This is a genomic window from Streptomyces sp. MspMP-M5 (genome assembly GCF_000373585.1).
Lineage (GTDB): Bacteria > Actinomycetota > Actinomycetes > Streptomycetales > Streptomycetaceae > Streptomyces.
On the sequence record NZ_KB891918.1, the window covers coordinates 141,832 to 159,022 of the forward strand.

15 protein-coding genes are annotated in these 17,191 nt (G+C 72.5%); 10 read left to right on the forward strand and 5 right to left on the reverse strand.

Annotation, left to right across the window (positions count from 1 at the left end; translation table 11 throughout):
- The first annotated feature begins 97 nt into the window (after window positions 1-97).
- Together B073_RS0129685 and B073_RS41500 are read left to right on the forward strand one after the other, a co-directional pair.
- Window positions 98-1,519 carry a gluconate:H+ symporter gene (locus tag B073_RS0129685; RefSeq protein WP_018541721.1) on the forward strand — a complete coding sequence of 474 codons (1,422 nt, stop codon included), beginning with the start codon at window positions 98-100 and terminating at the stop codon, window positions 1,517-1,519.
- A gap of 159 nt (window positions 1,520-1,678) precedes the next feature.
- Window positions 1,679-1,993 carry a hypothetical protein gene (locus B073_RS41500; RefSeq protein ID WP_018541722.1) on the forward strand — a complete coding sequence of 105 codons (315 nt, stop codon included), beginning with the start codon at window positions 1,679-1,681 and terminating at the stop codon, window positions 1,991-1,993.
- Window positions 1,994-2,004: 11 nt separating this feature from the next.
- On the opposite strand, the gene B073_RS0129695 is transcribed toward B073_RS41500, so the two are convergent.
- Window positions 2,005-2,727: a GntR family transcriptional regulator gene (locus B073_RS0129695; RefSeq protein WP_018541723.1), complete on the reverse strand. Its 723-nt coding sequence runs from the start codon at window positions 2,725-2,727 to the stop codon at window positions 2,005-2,007.
- A 349-nt stretch (window positions 2,728-3,076) separates the two neighbouring features.
- Between B073_RS0129695 and B073_RS41505 the strand changes: the two genes are divergently transcribed.
- Window positions 3,077-3,427 (forward strand): hypothetical protein, encoded by a 351-nt coding sequence (locus B073_RS41505; protein WP_037813075.1) that lies wholly within the window; start codon window positions 3,077-3,079, stop codon window positions 3,425-3,427.
- 88 nt (window positions 3,428-3,515) lie between these two features.
- On the opposite strand, the gene B073_RS0129710 is transcribed toward B073_RS41505, so the two are convergent.
- Window positions 3,516-5,114 (reverse strand): FAD-dependent monooxygenase, encoded by a 1,599-nt coding sequence (locus tag B073_RS0129710; protein ID WP_018541725.1) that lies wholly within the window; start codon window positions 5,112-5,114, stop codon window positions 3,516-3,518.
- A 38-nt stretch (window positions 5,115-5,152) separates the two neighbouring features.
- On the opposite strand from B073_RS0129710, the gene B073_RS0129715 reads away from it, so the two are divergent.
- Window positions 5,153-5,833: a TetR/AcrR family transcriptional regulator C-terminal domain-containing protein gene (locus B073_RS0129715; RefSeq protein ID WP_026247854.1), complete on the forward strand. Its 681-nt coding sequence runs from the start codon at window positions 5,153-5,155 to the stop codon at window positions 5,831-5,833.
- A 51-nt stretch (window positions 5,834-5,884) separates the two neighbouring features.
- Here the strand turns inward: B073_RS0129715 and B073_RS0129720 are convergent, their stop codons facing one another.
- Genes B073_RS0129720 through B073_RS0129730 form a run of 3 tightly spaced genes read right to left on the reverse strand, consistent with a single transcriptional unit; the run spans window position 5,885 to window position 9,434 of the window.
- Entirely contained in the window at window positions 5,885-7,075 is a 1,191-nt protein-coding gene (locus B073_RS0129720; protein ID WP_037813144.1) for an acyltransferase family protein, read from the reverse strand.
- Entirely contained in the window at window positions 7,075-8,454 is a 1,380-nt protein-coding gene (locus B073_RS0129725) for a polysialyltransferase family glycosyltransferase (RefSeq protein WP_018541728.1), read from the reverse strand. The genes B073_RS0129720 and B073_RS0129725 overlap by 1 nt, the downstream gene beginning before the upstream one ends.
- Window positions 8,454-9,434, reverse strand: a complete 981-nt coding sequence (locus tag B073_RS0129730) for a glycosyltransferase family 2 protein (protein ID WP_018541729.1) — start codon at window positions 9,432-9,434, stop codon at window positions 8,454-8,456. The genes B073_RS0129725 and B073_RS0129730 overlap by 1 nt, the downstream gene beginning before the upstream one ends.
- A gap of 199 nt (window positions 9,435-9,633) precedes the next feature.
- Here B073_RS0129730 and B073_RS0129735 point away from each other — a divergent pair, with 199 nt between their 5' ends.
- The 6 genes from B073_RS0129735 to B073_RS0129760 all read left to right on the forward strand — a co-directional run bounded on the left by B073_RS0129735 (window position 9,634) and on the right by B073_RS0129760 (window position 17,161).
- Window positions 9,634-11,007, forward strand: a complete 1,374-nt coding sequence (locus B073_RS0129735) for a DUF6716 putative glycosyltransferase (protein ID WP_078508239.1) — start codon at window positions 9,634-9,636, stop codon at window positions 11,005-11,007.
- A 35-nt stretch (window positions 11,008-11,042) separates the two neighbouring features.
- Complete coding sequence (locus B073_RS0129740) at window positions 11,043-12,254, forward strand: acylneuraminate cytidylyltransferase (protein WP_018541731.1); 1,212 nt, start codon at window positions 11,043-11,045, stop codon at window positions 12,252-12,254.
- A 70-nt stretch (window positions 12,255-12,324) separates the two neighbouring features.
- Window positions 12,325-13,278, forward strand: coding sequence for an N-acetylneuraminate synthase family protein (locus B073_RS0129745; RefSeq protein WP_018541732.1), 954 nt, complete (start codon window positions 12,325-12,327; stop codon window positions 13,276-13,278).
- A gap of 157 nt (window positions 13,279-13,435) precedes the next feature.
- Window positions 13,436-14,521 (forward strand): hypothetical protein, encoded by a 1,086-nt coding sequence (locus B073_RS0129750; RefSeq protein WP_037813146.1) that lies wholly within the window; start codon window positions 13,436-13,438, stop codon window positions 14,519-14,521.
- 174 nt (window positions 14,522-14,695) lie between these two features.
- Complete coding sequence (locus tag B073_RS0129755) at window positions 14,696-15,910, forward strand: amidohydrolase (RefSeq protein ID WP_018541734.1); 1,215 nt, start codon at window positions 14,696-14,698, stop codon at window positions 15,908-15,910.
- Between the two features lie 213 nt (window positions 15,911-16,123).
- The gene (locus tag B073_RS0129760) at window positions 16,124-17,161 is read left to right on the forward strand and encodes a BMP family lipoprotein (RefSeq protein ID WP_018541735.1); all 1,038 of its coding nucleotides are present in this window, start codon (window positions 16,124-16,126) and stop codon (window positions 17,159-17,161) included.
- The last annotated feature ends 30 nt before the right edge of the window (window positions 17,162-17,191 follow it).

A 17,191-nucleotide genomic window follows, 5' to 3' on the forward strand; every position in this document is an offset into this window, starting at 1 on the left:
GGGCCCCGTCTCCCCCACGGGGCCCGGCCTCCCCTCTCCCCCTCCCCTCCCACAAGGGGCCTTCCGACAGAGGACCCCTCCGACAAAGGGAATCGCCGTGGCACATCTCAGCGTCGAGATGCTCGCAGCGGACGCGACCGCGCCCATCACCTCGGCCGGTCACGCACAGCTGGGCATCGCCGTCCTGGCGGGTATCGCCGTCCTCGTCCTGCTGATCACCAAGTTCAAGCTGCACGCCTTCCTGGCGCTGATCATCGGGTCGCTGGTGCTCGGCGCGGTGGCCGGCGCACCCCTGGACAAGGCCATCGCCAGCTTCTCCACCGGGCTCGGCACGACGGTGGCGGGCACCGGCGTGCTGATCGCGCTGGGCGCCGTCCTCGGCAAGCTGCTGGCCGACTCCGGCGGCGCGGACCAGATCGTCGACACGATCCTGGCCAGGGCCGGCGGGAGGGGGATGCCCTGGGCGATGGTGCTGATCGCCGGGATCGTCGGGCTGCCGATCTTCTTCGAGGTCGGCATCGTCCTGCTGATCCCCGTCGTGCTGCTGGTCGCCAAGCGCGGCAACTTCTCCCTCATGCGCATCGGCATCCCGGCGCTGGCCGGCCTGTCCGTGATGCACGGGCTGATCCCCCCGCACCCCGGGCCGCTCGCCGCCATCGACGCGGTCAAGGCCAACCTCGGCGTCACCCTGGCCCTCGGCGTCGTCATCGCCATTCCCGCCGCGATCATCGCCGGCCCGCTCTTCTCCCGCTACGCCCCCCGCTGGGTCGACATCGCCCCGCCCGAGAAGATGCTGTTCTCGTCCGGGGAGACCGCGGACCCGGGGGCCCGGGCGGAACGCCTGGCGAAGCGCCCCGGCTTCGGCATCACCGTCGCCACCGTGCTGCTGCCAGTGGTGATGATGCTGGCCAAGGCCCTGGTCGACATCGTGGTGGACGACCCCAAGGACTCCCTCCAGCGGGTCTTCGACATCGTCGGCTCGCCGCTGATCGCGCTGCTCACGGCTGTCGTCGTCGCGATGTTCACGCTCGGCCGGTCGGCCGGCTTCACCCGCGGCCGGATCGCGTCCACCGTCGAGTCCTCGCTCGGCCCGATCGCCGGCGTGCTGCTGATCGTCGGCGCGGGCGGCGGCTTCAAGCAGACGCTGGTGGACTCCGGCGTCGGCCGGATGATCCTGGACGTCTCCCGGCACTGGAACATCTCCGCGCTGCTGCTCGCCTGGCTGATCGCGGTCGCCATCCGCCTCGTCACCGGCTCCGCCACGGTCGCCACCATCTCCGCCGCGGGCCTGGCCGCCCCCCTCGCCGCCCAGATGAGCACCACCCACACCGCCCTCCTCGTCCTCGCCATCGGCGCCGGCTCCCTCTTCTTCAGTCACGTCAACGACGCCGGCTTCTGGATGGTCAAGGAGTACTTCGGCATGGACGTCGGCCAGACCCTGAAGACCTGGTCCCTGATGGAGACGCTGATCTCGGTGGTGGGGATCGTGGGGGTGCTGGGGCTGTCGTTGGTGGTGTAGCGCCCGACCCGCCGGAACGGGCCGTGGCGGTACGCGGCGGCAGGCCCTCCCTGCGGGGGCCACCGACCGATTCGCCCGGCCCGGCCGTGCGCCCTACGCTCGTTGTACGACCTTCCCGGCCGGCGGCCGAGAGAGCGCCCACGGAGAAGGAGGTCAGCGATGCACTTTGTACTGCTCGCGACGCACAGCGCGGAAGTCTGCCCGACGAGCAACGCGAAGACGAGGGACCTGCTGCTCCAGGTGGCTTCGAAAATCCCGGAATTCGCCGAGAAGGCCGGCGTCACGGTCGTGGCGGGGCCTTTCGCGAACCGGGAACACGTGATCGTCATGATCGTGTCCGCGGAAAAAGCGGAGAGCGTCGACCAGTTCCTGGTGGACAGCCGCCTGGCGCACTGGAACAGGGTGCACGTACTCCCCTCGTTGAAGATGGAGGACGCCTTGCAAGAAGTAGAGGAGATGACTCCGGTCTTCTGATCCGTACCCGTTCAGGGCTGGTACTCGTAGCCGATCGTGAAGCGGGGCGGCAGGCACCATTCGCCGTACTCGATGACACCATCGGTGTCCGACCAGCGGTGCGCCCCCGCCAGGATCGAAGAGCCTACGGGGAGACCCAGGGCGCTCGCCTCGCGTGCGTCCGCGGCGCGGGCGTGCAGGTCGTCCCTGGCGTGCGTGATGGTGCGGTTCGTGGCCTCAAGAACCTTGGCCGACAAGCCGTGGTTGCGCTCGGGTGCGGTGTTCAGCAGGTCGGGTACGAGAGCGGCGAACGGTGCCGGGTACCACGTCACCGCGAACACCGTCCGGGTCTTGCCCCGTCCCGCCAGCCATTCCCGGCGCACCACCTGGTCTCCCGTACCGAGGTCGAAGAGTTCCGCGATGTACAGGGGAGGGGCCACCAACTCGGCGGCGGTGACCCGGCTCGTCTCGCCGTTCGCGAGGAACGTTTTCACACGCTGCACCCGGGAGAGCCGGTCGCGCGCCGAGAGGGTCCACACCGGGTCGTCGGCGACGTAAGTGCCCCGTGGGGTGGTCCGGATATACCCCTCGACCTGGAGCGCTTGAAGGGCGCGGGACACGGTGGCGGCGGCCACCTGCCACTGTCCCGAGATCTCCCGGTTCGTCGGAAGCTTCGCCCCCGGCTCCAGGTCGCCCGACAGGATCCGCTCGCGGAAATGATCCGCGATCTTCGTGAATGTTTTCGGACCTGCCATCTTCCCCACTCCTCCGGCGAGTTGAGCACTGAAGCCGCTCAGCACACTAGGGCACCGGGAACCGTAGCGGAAGCGCTTCGGCCACTCGGATACTGAACTAGTTCACTCTGCCGGAGCAGTGAACGACGGCGCCGCCATGACCGGAACGAGGCGTCCGGCACCGAGCACGCCTGATGACGCCCTCCGGCGACGCAACGGGCCATGTACGGCCCCCCGCGACTGTGCGACCGCCCCGGGGTGCGGCCATCCACTAGCAAGGAGTTGACGACATGACCAACGCTGGCTGCCGGTCGACCGGCCCCGAGGTGCGGCTGCACCGCCGGTCCCACGCCGCGGAGGTGACCGCGCGATGAACCCCATGGACACCGCACGGCTGTTGCCGTGGAGCAGCCCGGAAGGGAAGCCGTGTTTCCTTCTCGGTGGTACCGGGGCCGGTTACGTCTCCCGTCTTGCCGACAGGGTGGAAGCCGAGCAGATGGACTCGGCGGCAGAGCTCATCGAGGAAGCCGGCGACGTGCTCACCGGACGATGCTGGACGCCCGGTGAAATCCACCTGCTGGCCGTCGAGTTGAAAGCTCACCTGATCAGGGTCCATCGGGTTTCGGAGAGTCGGGGCGCCCGGTTGCTCCAGTTGGCGAGCGAGGTGGATGAGGGTGGGGTGGAGCCAGGCCCGTGGGTGACTACCCCGACCGGACCTTGAGGTGAGGGGGACGGGGCCCGCCCTCTCCATGGCTGCGGGGGAGGGCGGGTCCAACTTCCCGCATGGGCGCCGCAGTCGGGCCGGGTCGTCAGGCCGTGATCCGGGGGCGGGATGCGGTGAAGTGTGTCTCCAGGGCCTCCGTGATGGCGGATTCGGCGGTTTCCGGGGGTGCTGCCACCGCCACGTAGCCGTCCGGGCGGATGAGGTAGACGGTCGGGGTGGTGCCGTAGGCGGCGTGGAGGTGGTTCTCGGGGTCGAGGAGGTCGGGGGTGGGGCCGGCGGTGTGGAGGGTGCGGAGGAGGTCGGGGGTGGTGTGCGTGGGGGGCTCGAAGGTCGGGACGTCGAGGGCGAGGAGGGTGAAGTGGGGGCCGCGGAGGAGGTCGAAGAGGTGGGTGGGGGTGCCGTCGGGGGTGGTGCAGGGGGCGTCGGGGGCGCGGTCGCCGGCGGTGAGGGCGTCGGAGGGGAGGGCGGGGCGGAGTTCGCGGGTGAGGGGGCTGTTCCGGTAGCTGATGTCGAGTTGGTGGAGGTCGCGGCCGCGGTGGAGGCTGCCTGAGCGGTGCAGGCGGGTGCTGGTCTCCAGGATGCGGGCGGCGAGCGGGCGGCGTTCGGTCTCGTAGGTGTCGAGGAGGGCGTCGGGGGCGCCGTGGCGGAGCACCTGGCCGAGCTTCCAGCCGAGGTTGTAGGCGTCCTGGACGCTGGTGTTGAGGCCCTGGCCGCCGGCCGGGGAGTGGATGTGCGCGGCGTCGCCCGCGAGGAACACGCGGCCGTGGCGGTAGGCGTCGGCCATGCCTGCCTTGGGGCGGTAGAGGGAGGTCCACAGGACCTCGCGGACCTGGTCGGTGGTGAGGTGGGTGTGCTCGGTGATGAGGGCGCGGACCGCGTCGGGGGAGGTGTCGGGCTCGGCGGTGGCCGCGGCGGCGAGCATCTGGAAGTCGTCGGTGCCGGCCAGGGGGAGGAGGCCGAGGAAGCCGCCGGTGGACAGGGTCCAGCGGTGCCAGTGGTCGCGGTCCAGGCCGTCGAGGCGGACGTCGGCGAGGATCGCGTGGCCGGGGGCGAGTTCGGGGCCGTTCATGGGGACGGCGAGCTGCTTGCGGATGGTGCTGCCGCCGCCGTCGCAGGCCACGAGGTAGCGGGCGCGGACGGTGCGGAGGTCGCCGCCGGGGCCGGTGAGGCGGGCGGTGATCCCGTCGGCGTCCTGGGTGAAGTCGGTGAGTTCGGTGGAGAGTCGGACGTCGCCGCCCAGTTCCCGGAGGCGGGCGTGGAGCAGTTCGACGTTGCGCCACTGGGGGAGCATCAGGGCGTCGGAGTAGGGGGTGGACGGGGTCGGGGCGACCCGTTCGACCATCTGGTGGGTCCGGACGATCCGGCCGTCCTCCCACAGCGCCATGGGCGGGTAGACGCCGCCGGCGGCCTGTGCGGCGGGGAGTACGCCGAGGTCGTCGTAGACCTCCTGGGTGCGCGGCTGGATGCCGGTGCCGCGGGCGCCGCGGGAGAGGGTGGGCTGCCGCTCCACGAGCAGGGCGGTCACGCCCCGGCGGGCGAGGTCGATGGCGAGCGCGAGGCCGGTCGGGCCGGCGCCGGATATCAGGACCTCGACGGTCGCTGCGGCGGTGCCCGAGGCGGTGGCCTCCAGGGCGTCCGCGACGGAGGTGTCGGCAAAGGGTTCCTTAACGCTGTTAAGTGCCATGCCTGTGAGGCTGCCCTTAACGGTGTTAAGTTGTCAACATGGCTTCGCGAATTGACCGGGACTTGGTGGTGGAGACCGCCCTGCGGCTGCTGAACGAGGACGGGCTCGACGGGCTGCGGCTCCGGCGGATCGCCAAGGAGCTCGACGTCCAGGCGCCCGCGCTCTACTGGCACTTCAAGAACAAGCAGGAGCTGCTGGACGAGATGACCACCGAGATCTTCCGGCGGCTGTTCCGGTCGACGATGCCGGCGGGCGGGCCCGGGGCGGACGGCCGGTGGCCGTCCTGGCAGGAGATGCTCGTCCGGACCTGCGCCGCGCTCCGCCGGGAGCTGCTCACCTACCGCGACGGCGGGAAGGTCGTCGCCGGTACGCGGATGACGGACGACGGCTTTGCCGCCCCGATGGAACTCTTCCTCAGTCACTTCACCACGGCCGGCTTCACCCTGGAGGCGGCGGCCCGCGCCTGGTGGACCGCCTACAACTACACGATCGGGCTGGTCATCGAGGAGCAGTCGGTGCACCCCGACCCCGCGCACCCGGAGGTCCGCGATCCGGCCTACGACCTCGACGCGCGCGAGCGCCGGCTGGGCGGGACGTACCCGCTCGCCGCGCGCGCCGGCCGGACGCTCTTTGGTGACACCGAGGCGGTGTTCGAGGCCGGGATGCGGATCATCGTGGCCGGCATCGAGGCCAACCACGTGAAGGACAGCGGGGGTTGAGGCGCCCGGCCCGCTCGCCCTGCCGGGCCGCCGACCCGCCGAGCCGAGCGCCTAGCGCCGCCCGTCGATCGCCCCGCGCAGGCGCGGGGTCAGCGGGCGTTCGATCCAGCGGTGGAGGGACCACGCCAGGAGCAGCATCAGGGCGACGGTCAGGAGCAGTGTGGCGTAGGAGGGGAGGCCGGCGCCGCGGTGGAGGGCGCCTATCACGACCCAGCCCAGGTGTTCGTGGACGAGGTAGAAGGGGTAGGTCAGGGCGCCGGCGACGGTCAGCCAGCGCCAGTTCGCCCAGCGGAACGCGCCCAGGGCGACGGCGGCGACCGCGGCGAAGCCCAGGGTGACGAGGGCGATGACGACCGTCGCCGAGCGGTAGGAGAAGGCGTGCGCGGACGGCGGGTGCCAGAGGCCGGTGACCGCGTAGTGCTGCCCGATCAGCCAGCTGACCAGCACGATCGTCCAGGCGACCGGGTCCCGGGGGCCGAAGCGGTGCAGCAGGTACAGGCCGACGCCGCCGATGAAGAACGGGGCGTACTGGGGCATCAGGGCGGTGGTGAGGAACGGCTCGTGGGCGGACTGGGCCAGGGCGGCGGCCAGCGTCCAGCCGGCGCAGAAGAGGACGACCCGGCCGCGGGTGGCGCCCGGCAGGACGACGCACAGCGCGAAGAGGGCGTAGAAGCGCATCTCGGCCCAGAGGGTCCAGCAGACGCCGAGGACCCGGTGCACGCCCAGGGGGTACTGGAGCATGGTGAGGTTCGTCAGCACCTCGCTGGGCGCGAGCGCCTTGAAGGCGACCCAGGGGAGCGCGAAGACCGCGGTGACGAGGAGGATCGCCGCCCAGTAAGCCGGGTACAGGCGGCTGATCCGGGAGGCGACGAAGGAGCGCAGGGGGCGCCCCCAGCCGCTCAGGCAGATGACGAAGCCGCTGATGACGAAGAAGATCTGGACGCCCAGGCAGCCGTAGGCGAACGCCGAGGAGAGGGAGGGGAATTGGTGGGTGGGGGAGTCGCCCCAGGCGCGGGAGATGTCGCCGTTGCGGCCGCCGTAGTGGTAGGCGGCGACCATGAGGGCGGCGATCAGGCGGAGCCCGTCCAGGGCACGCAGGCGGGGGGCGCCGCCGTTCCGGTCGCGGACCGGGCCCGGTGTCGCGGTGTTCCGGGCGGCGGACGAGCCGGTGTCCGATGCGGCGCCCGCGTCGCGGTCCGGTGCCGCCCGGGGCGCGCCGGGCGGCGGTGAGGTGGTGGTCATCAGGCGGCGGCCCACTTCTTGAGACGGCGCTGCTTCAGTCGGCGCTGCACGGCCCGGGCCCGGCGCGCCACCCGGCGGAGGGCGGCGTTGCGCGGGATGAACGACAGCTGGGACGGGATCGCGCCGGGCAGCGCCAGCGCGGTGAGCCGGCGGCGCTTGAAGTAGCGCCGGGTGTGCGGGCTCAGGTGGGCGGCCAGGTAGCGTTCGGCGGCCGGGCGCAGATGCGGGTAGATCTGGTGCTGCATCGCGTAGCCGACGGCGGTGACCAGCGGGCCGACGTCCTCCGGGGCGGCGGTGGCGCGCGGGTCCGCGCTCCGGTCGGCGAGGTCCGGTACCAGCGCGTCCACCAGCGTCACCGGCACCCGGTTGCTGTTCTGGTACGGCGACAGGCGCTCCAGCAGCAGTCCGGTACCGGTGCGGGCGACCGGCAGGCCGTAGAAGGCGGACGCGGTCAGCAGCGCGGTGGAGAAGCAGCCGGCCACCAGCGCGGGCCGGGCCCGCTGGTAGAGGACCTCGGCGAGCACCGGCCGGTCCAGCACGGTCAGCGATACCTCCAGCTTCTCGGCCTCCCGCTCCAGCAGCCGCGACCAGCGGGCCGGCGCCGACGGGTGCGGCTTGAAGACGATCTCGCGGTGGCCCCGCTCGGCCGCGCCGCGCACCATCCGGACGTGCAGCTCCTCTTCCTCCTGCGGGGTGAGGATGGACAGCGCCGACAAGTACTGGCCGAGCAGCAGCGCCGCGCCCTCCGGGACACCGGCCGGCTCGCCCGACGCCTCGCCGTCGTCGGCGAGTTCGGCCAGCACCTTGGTGAAGGCGTCGGTGGGCACCACGACCGGCTCGACCCCGAACTCGGTGAGCAGCAGCGGCGTGAGGCCCGGCACCAGATCGAGGTGGAGCAGCCGGCCGACCCGGGTGCCGACCAGCGGATCGAGCTTGTTGCGGGTGGGGCCGTAGCTCATCAGCCCATCGGCGTAGACGTCCACGGGAGCGTCCGGGAACAGACGGGCCAGTGCCAGCGCCGGGTTGACCTGGATCGACTCCACGACCAGCTCGACCTCGTCGTCGCCCAGCCCCCACAGCAGCCGCAACTGGCGCTCCCACAGTGGGACGTCGTCGGCGCGCGGGGACCAGCCGCCGGGGTGGAACGGGCGGATCGTCTCGTTCCAGGACAGCACCCGGTCGAAGCGGCCGCGCAGCCGCCCGAAACCGGGCATCGCGTCCAGCGCCGGGGTGGTCTCCGGGGTCGTCGCGTTGTTGCTGAGCAGCAGCAGCCGGCGGTCGGCCGGGGCGAACAGGTCGGCGTCCAGGGCGGCGGCCAGGGTCGCCGCCCCGTAGAGGGTGGACGCCAGAAAGATCTGGGTACGGGGCCGGGCGGGCATCAGGCGGCGACCTCCGCGCTGGGGGAGGGCCGGCGGCGCAGTCGGCGCAGCCGGGACGCGCGCTGTACATCCATGGAATCCAGGGCTTCCTTCAGTACGTCCTGCGGCATGCGTTTCATGGCCGCGGCGCTCATCGCCCGCAATGTACGGGCGACCGCCGGCTCGAATCGTTCGATGGAGCCGAGATGGTGGGAAATGATCGCGCAATAGGTGCGCACCGCCTTCGGCAGCAGCAGAGGCGCATCGCGATCCCGTGCCGTTTCCTCGATCACCTGATCGAAAGCGCGGATGAAGTCCAATTGCCGGACATCGCCGATCTGGGTCAGTGAGGACGCCACCCCGCGCCGATAGAAAACCCCCAACAGACCCGTTACCGCCATGGATTTCGCCTCGCGGTGCAGCCGCCAGATCCACGGCCGGTCCTCCGCGGTGCGCAGCCCGTCGGTGAAGTGCAGCAGCCCGTCGTCGAGCAGCCGGCGGTGGTAGATGCCGGCCCAGGCGTAGGCGTAGTCCACCGAGGTGGAGCGGTCGGCGGGCAGGATCAGGCTCCGCGGATCGAGCACCACCCCGCGCCGGCCGTGTGGGACGCGGTGCACGGTGCGCGCCTTGGCGGTGCACTGGACGTGGTCCGTCCGCACGAAGTCGCACCCCAACTCCTCGATGACGGAGAGGAGTTCGGGGAAGTAGCCGGGGGCCAGCCAGTCGTCCCCGTCGAGGAAGGCGAGGTACTCGCCGCGGGCCGCGTCCAGGCCGGTGTTCCGGGCGGTGGCCAGGCCGCCGTTCTTCTCGTGCCGCAGCACCCGGGCGCCCGGGAGCTCCGCCGCGGCGCGGGCGAGGATCTCCGGCGTCTCGTCGCGTGAACAGTCTTCGACGAGCAGGAATTCGAAATCCTCGCGGGAGTTCGCCGCCAGGCTTTTCAGAGTATCGGGCGCGTATGTCTGCACGTTGTAGAACGGCACGACGACGGAGAGCTTGACCACCCCCGTGACGTTAGGCGCGGCGCCCGGCATTCGTCTTGACGCGGTGCGTACTTGGCGGTGAACGAAGAATGGCGGGATGGTTAACCACGCCGGTGACCGGAGGGTGTCCGGGCGGGTTCGGTGTTCGTCGGTCGGCTGTTAACCCGTTGTTGCCGTTCAGTTGGCCCGCCGCCCGTCGCGCCTTTCTAGCGTCTTCGACGTGCCATCACGTACCCATTCCGCACCGCGGATCGCGGTGCTCGCCGACTCGGACACCCGCTGGAAGTGGGGCGCGCTGACCGCGCGCCGCCTCGGCCCGGACGCCCGGCTCGACGGCTACCTCCTCCGCGGCCGCGCCACCCCCACCGTCCGCCAACTCGGCGAGGTCGGTGCCCGCGCGGACGCGCTGCGGGAGATCCGGGGCGTCGACTTCCTCGACGTGATGGCGCGCACGGCGGCCGACGGGGACCGGCCCGGCTGCGACGTGCTGGTGCTGGCCTGCGTCGGCGGCGCCGTCCAGGCGATGCTGCACGGCCTCGCGCACGCCTGGCGCACCGCGGACCCCGCCGGGGCGCGCCGCCCCGTCGTCGTCACCGGCTATGTCGGCGTGGTCTACGAGAAGCTTGCCGACGGCCTGCTGCTGCGGCACGGCGCGGACGTGGTGCTCGCCAACTCCCGGCACGACGCGGAGCGGTTCCGCGCGGTCTACCGCGGCGTCGGCGTCCCGGACGACAGCGTCGTGGAGTGCGCCCTGCCCTTCCTCGGCGGCGCCCCCTACGAGGAGCACGCCTCCGCCGCGGAGCACGGACTCCGGCCCTGCACCGTGGTGTTCGCCGCCCAGCCCTCCGTCCCGGAGACCCGCGAGGCGCGAACGTACCTGCTCGGACGGGCGGTTGAGCACGCCCGCAGGCACCCCGGCCGCGAGGTGCTGGTCAAGCTCCGCAGCAAGCCCGGCGAGCACACCACCCACATCGAGGAACTGCCCTACCAGAAGCTCGCCGCCAGGCTCCCCGGCGGACTGCCCGCCAACTGCCGCCTGGTGTACGGGAACATGGGCGAGGTCCTCGACCGCACCGACCTGCTGGTCACCGTCAGCTCCACCGCCGCCCTGGAGTCGCTGCACCGCGGCATCCCCACCGCCGTCCTCACCGACCTCGGCGTACGGGAAGTCCTCGGCAACCACCACTTCCTCGGCTCCGGCTGCCTGGCCTCCTGGGACCAGCTCGACGCCGGCCACCGCCCGGAGCCCGACCCGGAGTGGCTGGCCCGCCAGGGGGTCGTGGCGGACGGGACGTACGCGCACGCCTTCGACGCCGCCCGCGACCGGGTCGCCGAGCTGGCCGCCGCCGACCGGCTGCCGCCGCTCACCCCGTACTACACACCCCGCACCGCCCCCGGCTACCTGCCCGGCATCCTCGCCCGCCACGGCCTGGACCCGCACGGCGCGCCGCTCGCCGGGTACCGCGACGCGCCCCAAGAGGCCGGCGGGCTGCGGCAGTTCGCCCGCGACACGGTCCGCGAGGCCGCCCGGGGCGCCTACCGGCACGGCGTCCAGCGCGTCGCCCCGGCCATCCGCCGCTGGGGGCAACTGTGACGGCCCCCGTCCCTCACCCGACCGAGGAGAGCCCCATGCCCCCCACCGTTGTGGCCGTCATCCCCGCCCGCGGCGGCTCCAAGGGCGTCCCCGCCAAGAACCTCGCCGCCGTCGGGGGCGTGCCCCTGGTGGCCCGCGCGGTCCGGGAGTGCCGCGCCGCCCGGCTCGTCACCGACGTGGTCGTCTCCACCGACGACACGGGGATCGCGGCCGCCGCGCGCGGCGCCGGCGCGGTGGTCATACGCCGCCCCGGCGACCTCGCCGGCGACACCGCCACCAGCGAGGCCGCGGTCCGGCACGCCATGGACGCCTACGAGGCCCAGGCGGGCCGCCCCGTCGACGCGGTGTTGCTCGTCCAGTGCACCAGCCCGTTCCTCACCAGCGAGGACATCGACGCGGTGGCCGCCGCGGTCGTCGAGGGCGGCGCGGACAGCGCGCTGACCGTCGCCGCGTTCCACGGCTTCGTCTGGCGGGACGCCGAGGCCGCCGAGGAGGCCGCCTCCGGGGAGCCGGCCGACGGCGGCGGCCACGGCGTCAACCACGACAAGTCCTTCCGGCCGCGCCGCCAGGACCGCCCGCAGGACCTGCTGGAGACCGGCGCCGCCTACGCCATGGACGCGGCCGGCTTCCGCGCCGCCGGCCACCGCTTCTTCGGCCGCACCGAACTGGTCCGCACCGACCCGGCCCGGGTGCTGGAGATCGACGACCCGCACGACCTGGCCCGCGCCCGCGCGCTCGCCCCGCTGCTGGACGGGCCCCGCCCCGGCGCGCTGCCGACCCACGAGGACATCGACGCGGTGGTCCTCGACTTCGACGGCACCCAGACCGACGACCGGGTGCTGGTCGACGCCGACGGCCGGGAGACCGTCGCCGTGCACCGCGGCGACGGCCTGGGGATCGCCGCGCTCCGCCGCTCGGGGCTGAAGCTGCTGATCCTCTCCACCGAGCAGAACCCGGTGGTCGCCGCCCGCGCCCGCAAGCTGAAGGTGCCCGTCCTGCACGGCATCGACCGCAAGGACATCGCCCTCAAGCAGTGGTGCGAGGAGGCCGGCGTCACCCCCGAGCGGGTGCTCTACGTCGGCAACGACGTCAACGACCTGCCCTGCTTCGACCTCGTCGGCTGGCCGGTGGCGGTCGCCTCCGCCCACGACGTGGTGCGCGGCGCGGCCCGCGCGGTCACCGCCACCCCCGGCGGCAGCGGCGCCGTCCGTGAGATCGCCGGCTGGCTCCTGGGCCCGTCCCTCTGAGACCGCCGGCCCCCGCAGCCGCCCCAGACCCCCCTGCCCCACCACCCCCGAACAGAACGAAGGACCTCCCATGAGCAGCAACTCCCGCCTCCGCTCCCTCGGCGACCGCGAGGTCGGCCCCGGCCGCCCCGTCTACATCACCGGCGAGATCGGCATCAACCACAACGGCGACCTGGAGAACGCCTTCGCGCTGATCGACGCCGCCGCCGACGCCGGCTGCGACGCCGTCAAGTTCCAGAAGCGGACCCCGGAGATCTGCACCCCGCGCGACCAGTGGGACGTCGAACGCGACACCCCCTGGGGCCGGATGACCTACATCGACTACCGCCACCGCGTGGAGTTCGGCGAGGACGGCTACCGCGCCATCGACGAGTACTGCACGAAGCGCGGCATCGCGTGGTTCGCCTCCCCCTGGGACGTGGAGTCCGTCGCCTTCCTGGAGAAGTTCGACGTGCCCTGCTACAAGGTCGCCTCCGCCTCGCTCACCGACGACGAACTGCTGCGCGCCCTGCGCGCCACCGGCCGCGCCGTCGTCCTGTCGACCGGCATGTCCACCCCGAAGCAGATCCGGCACGCCGTCGAGGTCCTGGGCAGCGACAACATCGTCCTCTGCCACGCCACCAGCACCTACCCGGCCAAGGCGGAGGAGCTCAACCTCCGCATGATCCACACCCTCCAGGCCGAGTACCCCAACGTCCCGATCGGCTACAGCGGCCACGAGACCGGCCTGCAGACCACCCTCGCCGCGGTCGCCCTCGGCGCCGCCTTCGTCGAGCGCCACATCACCCTCGACCGCGCCATGTGGGGCTCCGACCAGGCCGCCTCCGTCGAGCCGCAGGGCCTGACCCGGCTGGTCCGCGACATCCGCACCATCGAGGAGTCCCTCGGCGACGGCGTCAAGAAGGTCTACGAGAGCGAGCTCGGCCCGATGAAGAAGCTGCGCCGGGTCGCCGGCGTGGTCGCCGAGGCCGAGGCGGAAGCCGCACCGGGTGCGGACGCCGACCGCGAGCCGGCCACCGTCTGACCGACCCCCGCCGACAGGAGTTCGCCACGTGGACTCACCCGAAGGGACCCGCGCCGCAGGCGGAGCGGTCCCACCCGAGGAGACGGCGGGGACTCCCGCCCGCCGTCTCCTCGGCATCCCCCGGCAGCGCAACCGGACCGAACCCACCGGTGACGACATGACCCCCGCCCCCGTGGACACCGGCACCCTCGCCTTCGTCGAGAGCCCGGTCCAGCTGCTGAACGTCCTCGAATGGGCGCACACCGCGGCCCGCACCGGCGAGCCCGCCGCCCTCACCGTCGCCGTGCTCGCCCCGCACGACCCGATGACCCGCGGCCAGCTGCGCCGGATGGCCGAACTCGCCCGCGACGAGGGCCACACCGTGCGCTGGGAGGAGGCCCGCGGCGGTACCACCGCGCCGCTGCGCACCGTCGGCGGCCTCGTCCCGCTGCTCCGCCGGGCCCACCGGATCGTCCTCGGCGACCCGTTCTCCCGCTACGTGCAGCTGCTGCTGGGGCTGGCCCGCGCCCGCGATCTGGTGGTGGTCGACGACGGCACCGCCACCATGGAGTTCATCGGCCAACTCGCCCGCGGGGAACGGCTGGTGCGCTGGCACCGGCACGGCGCCGGACGCGGCCCCCGCGACCTGCTCTTCGCGCCGTTCGCCGGTGCCGCCCGCCGCCGCCTCACCCCCGGCCCCGACGGCGCCCGGCGCCGCCGCACCGTCGCCCTCTTCAGCTCCATGCCGGTCGAGGTGCCCGACGGGATGGCCGTCACCGCCAACGACTTCGCCTGGACCCGCGGCCGGTTCGGCCCGCCGCGGCTGACCCGCACCGCCGACATCGTCGGCACCTCGCTCGTCGAGACCGGCGTCGTCGACACCGACCGCTATCTCGCCGCGGTCGACCGGCTGGCCCGGACCCACGGCGCCACCCGCTACTTCGCGCACCGCCGGGAGCGCGCCGGCAAGCTCCACCGGCTCGCCACCGAGACCGGACTGGAGGTGGTCCGGCCCGACCTCCCCCTCGAACTGATCGCCCGCCGCGGCCCGGTGGGCCGGCTGATCCTCAGCTTCCCCTCCACCGTGGTGCACACCCTGCCACTGGCCCTCCAGGGCACCGGAGTCCAGGTCGCGGTCTGCGACATCGACCCCGCCTGGCTCACCGCACACGCCTCCCCGCGCGCCCAGGGCTTCCTCGACGGCGTCACCGGCACCGCGCCGGATGTACGGCGACTGTCCGAGGCAGATTCCGACCGAACCTGACAGCGAGCGACGAAGCCCTGACGAAGCCTTGATAAAAACTTCGTCCATACCCGTACCAAAAACCGTCCATGCACCCAGCTGCCTAAAATTTCTTCCCCTGAGGGGCTGAACTTTTGTTGATCGAGGGCCAGTTACCCCGTTCCGGCCCGTAACCTTCAACGGGTGAACCAACTGATGTCCCGCGCCGTCGAAGCCCCGCACGCCCCCGCACTGCCCGGCACGCTCTCCGAGGTACTGCGCGCCGAACTCATCGCGTTCCGCCGCGACTTGCACATGCACCCCGAGCTCGGCAACCAGGAGTTCCGGACCACCGCGGCGATCAAGGACCGCCTGGAGCAGGCCGGGCTGCGCCCCCGCGTCCTCGCCACCGGCACCGGCCTCGTATGCGACATCGGTTCGGACGGCGGCACCGCGGACGGCACGACCGGAGGGCGGCTGGCCTTCCGCGCGGACATCGACGCCCTCCCCATCCCCGACACCAAGACCGTCGACTACGCCTCCACGGTCCCCGGCCGCGCCCACGCCTGCGGCCACGACGTGCACACCACCGTCGTGCTCGGCACCGGTCTGGTCCTCGCCGAGCTGGCCCGGGAGGGCCGGCTGCCCCGCCCGGTGCGGCTGCTCTTCCAGCCCGCCGAGGAGCTCCTGCCCGGCGGCGCCGCCGAGGCCGTCGCCTGCGGGGTGCTGGACGGCGTCGGGCGGATCCTCGCGGTGCACTGCGACCCGCGGGTGGACGCCGGCCGGATCGGCCTGCGCACCGGCGCGATCACCTCCGCCTGCGACCGGCTGGAGATCACCCTCGAAGGGCCCGGCGGCCACACCGCCCGCCCGCACCTGACCACCGACATGGTCACCGCCGCCGCCCGGGTCGCCGTCGACGTCCCGGCGCTGCTCGGCCGCCGCGTCGACGCCCGGGCCGGCCTCGCCGTCACCTGGGGCCGCCTGGAGACCGGCCACGCCTGCAACGTCATCCCGCAGCGCGCCGTGCTCGCCGGCACCGTCCGCTGCCTGGACATCGCCGCCTGGCGGCAGGCGCCCGACCTCGTCCACGCCGCGATCGACGAGGTCGCCACCCTGTACGGCGCCAAGTCCCAGATCGACTACGTCCGCGGCATCCCGCCGGTCGTCAACGAACCGGGCAGCGCCCAGCTGCTGCACGACGCGATGGCCGCCCGGCGCGGCGCCGAGGCCGTCGAGGACACCCCGCAGTCCCTCGGCGGCGAGGACTTCTCCTGGTACCTCGAACACGTCCCGGGCGCCATGGCCCGCCTCGGCGTCCGCCCGCCCGGCGAGCTGAGCAGCCTCGACCTGCACCGCGGCGACTTCGACGTCGACGAGTACGCGATCACCGCGGGGGTGGAGCTGTTCACCGCGGCGGCGCTGCTCTGAGCCCCTAGGGCGGCGGCGACCGCAAAGATCGCGCCACACCCCGCCACCCCGGGCGGCCGGCCACTGGTCGGCCGCCCGCCGTGTTTCCGGCCGGTGCCCTGAGAGACGAATCGATAACGGCGACGCCATGGAGGGTTTTGCGCCAGGTCTACGCGCGTTAATCTCCCGACAAGCCAGCGCCACTGGGGGCGCTTACAGCGAAGGGAAGGCCCCGTGCGTCGGGTCATCAGGGTTGTCGCCGCGGCCACCGCCACCGCGTGTCTCGCGCTCACCGCCACCGCCTGCGGCCAGAGTTTCGCCGAGGCCAACCGCGCGAAACACGCGGGCGTCGGGCTGGCCTTCGACATCGGCGGGCGGGACGATCACTCGTTCAACGAGGCTGCCGCCCGCGGTACGGAGAACGCCCGGCAGCAGCTGGGCGTCCAGGTCAAGATGCTCACCGCGAAGAACGGCGAGACCGAGGCGGACCGCGAGCAGCGGCTGACCTCCTTCGCCGAGGCCGGCTACAACCCGGTGATCGGGGTCGGCTTCGCCTACAGCCAGTCCGTGCAGAACGTCGCCAAGGACTTCCCGGACACCAACTTCGGCGTCGTCGACGCGGTGCCGACCGGCAAGAACGTCGACGCCATGGTCTTCGCCGAGCACGAGGGGTCCTACCTGGCCGGCGTCGCCGCCGCGCTCAAGAGCAGGACGCACCGGGTCGGCTTCATCGGCGGCGTGAACAACGCGCTGATCCAGAAGTTCCAGGCCGGCTTCGAACAGGGCGTGCACGACACCGACCCCAGGGCCAAGGTCGTCTCGCAGTACCTGTACCCGAACAACGACAAGGGCTTCAACGACCCGGCCGCCGCCAAGGCCAAGGCCCAGGGCATGCTCGACAGCGGCATCGACGTGATCTACTCGGCCGCCGGGCAGTCCGGCGCCGGCTCGATCGAGGCGATCAGCAAGGTCAAGGGCGCCTGGGGGATCGGCGTGGACTCCGACCAGTACCGCCAGCCGGGCCTGGCCCGCTACAAGAACCACATCCTGACCTCCGTGGTGAAGAACGTGGACGTGGCGGTCTTCGACCTCATCAAGAGCTACCAGCAGCACCGGCCGCTGACCGGTGTCCACACCTACGACCTGAAGCACGGCGGCGTCTCGCTCGCCACCTCCGGCGGCTTCATCAAGGACATCCAGCCGCAGATCGACGCGGCCCGGAAGAAGATCATCGAGGGGCAGGTGAAGGTCAGGGAGACGCCGAAGTCGTAGCCCCTCCGGGGGCGCGCCCGGGCGCCCCGC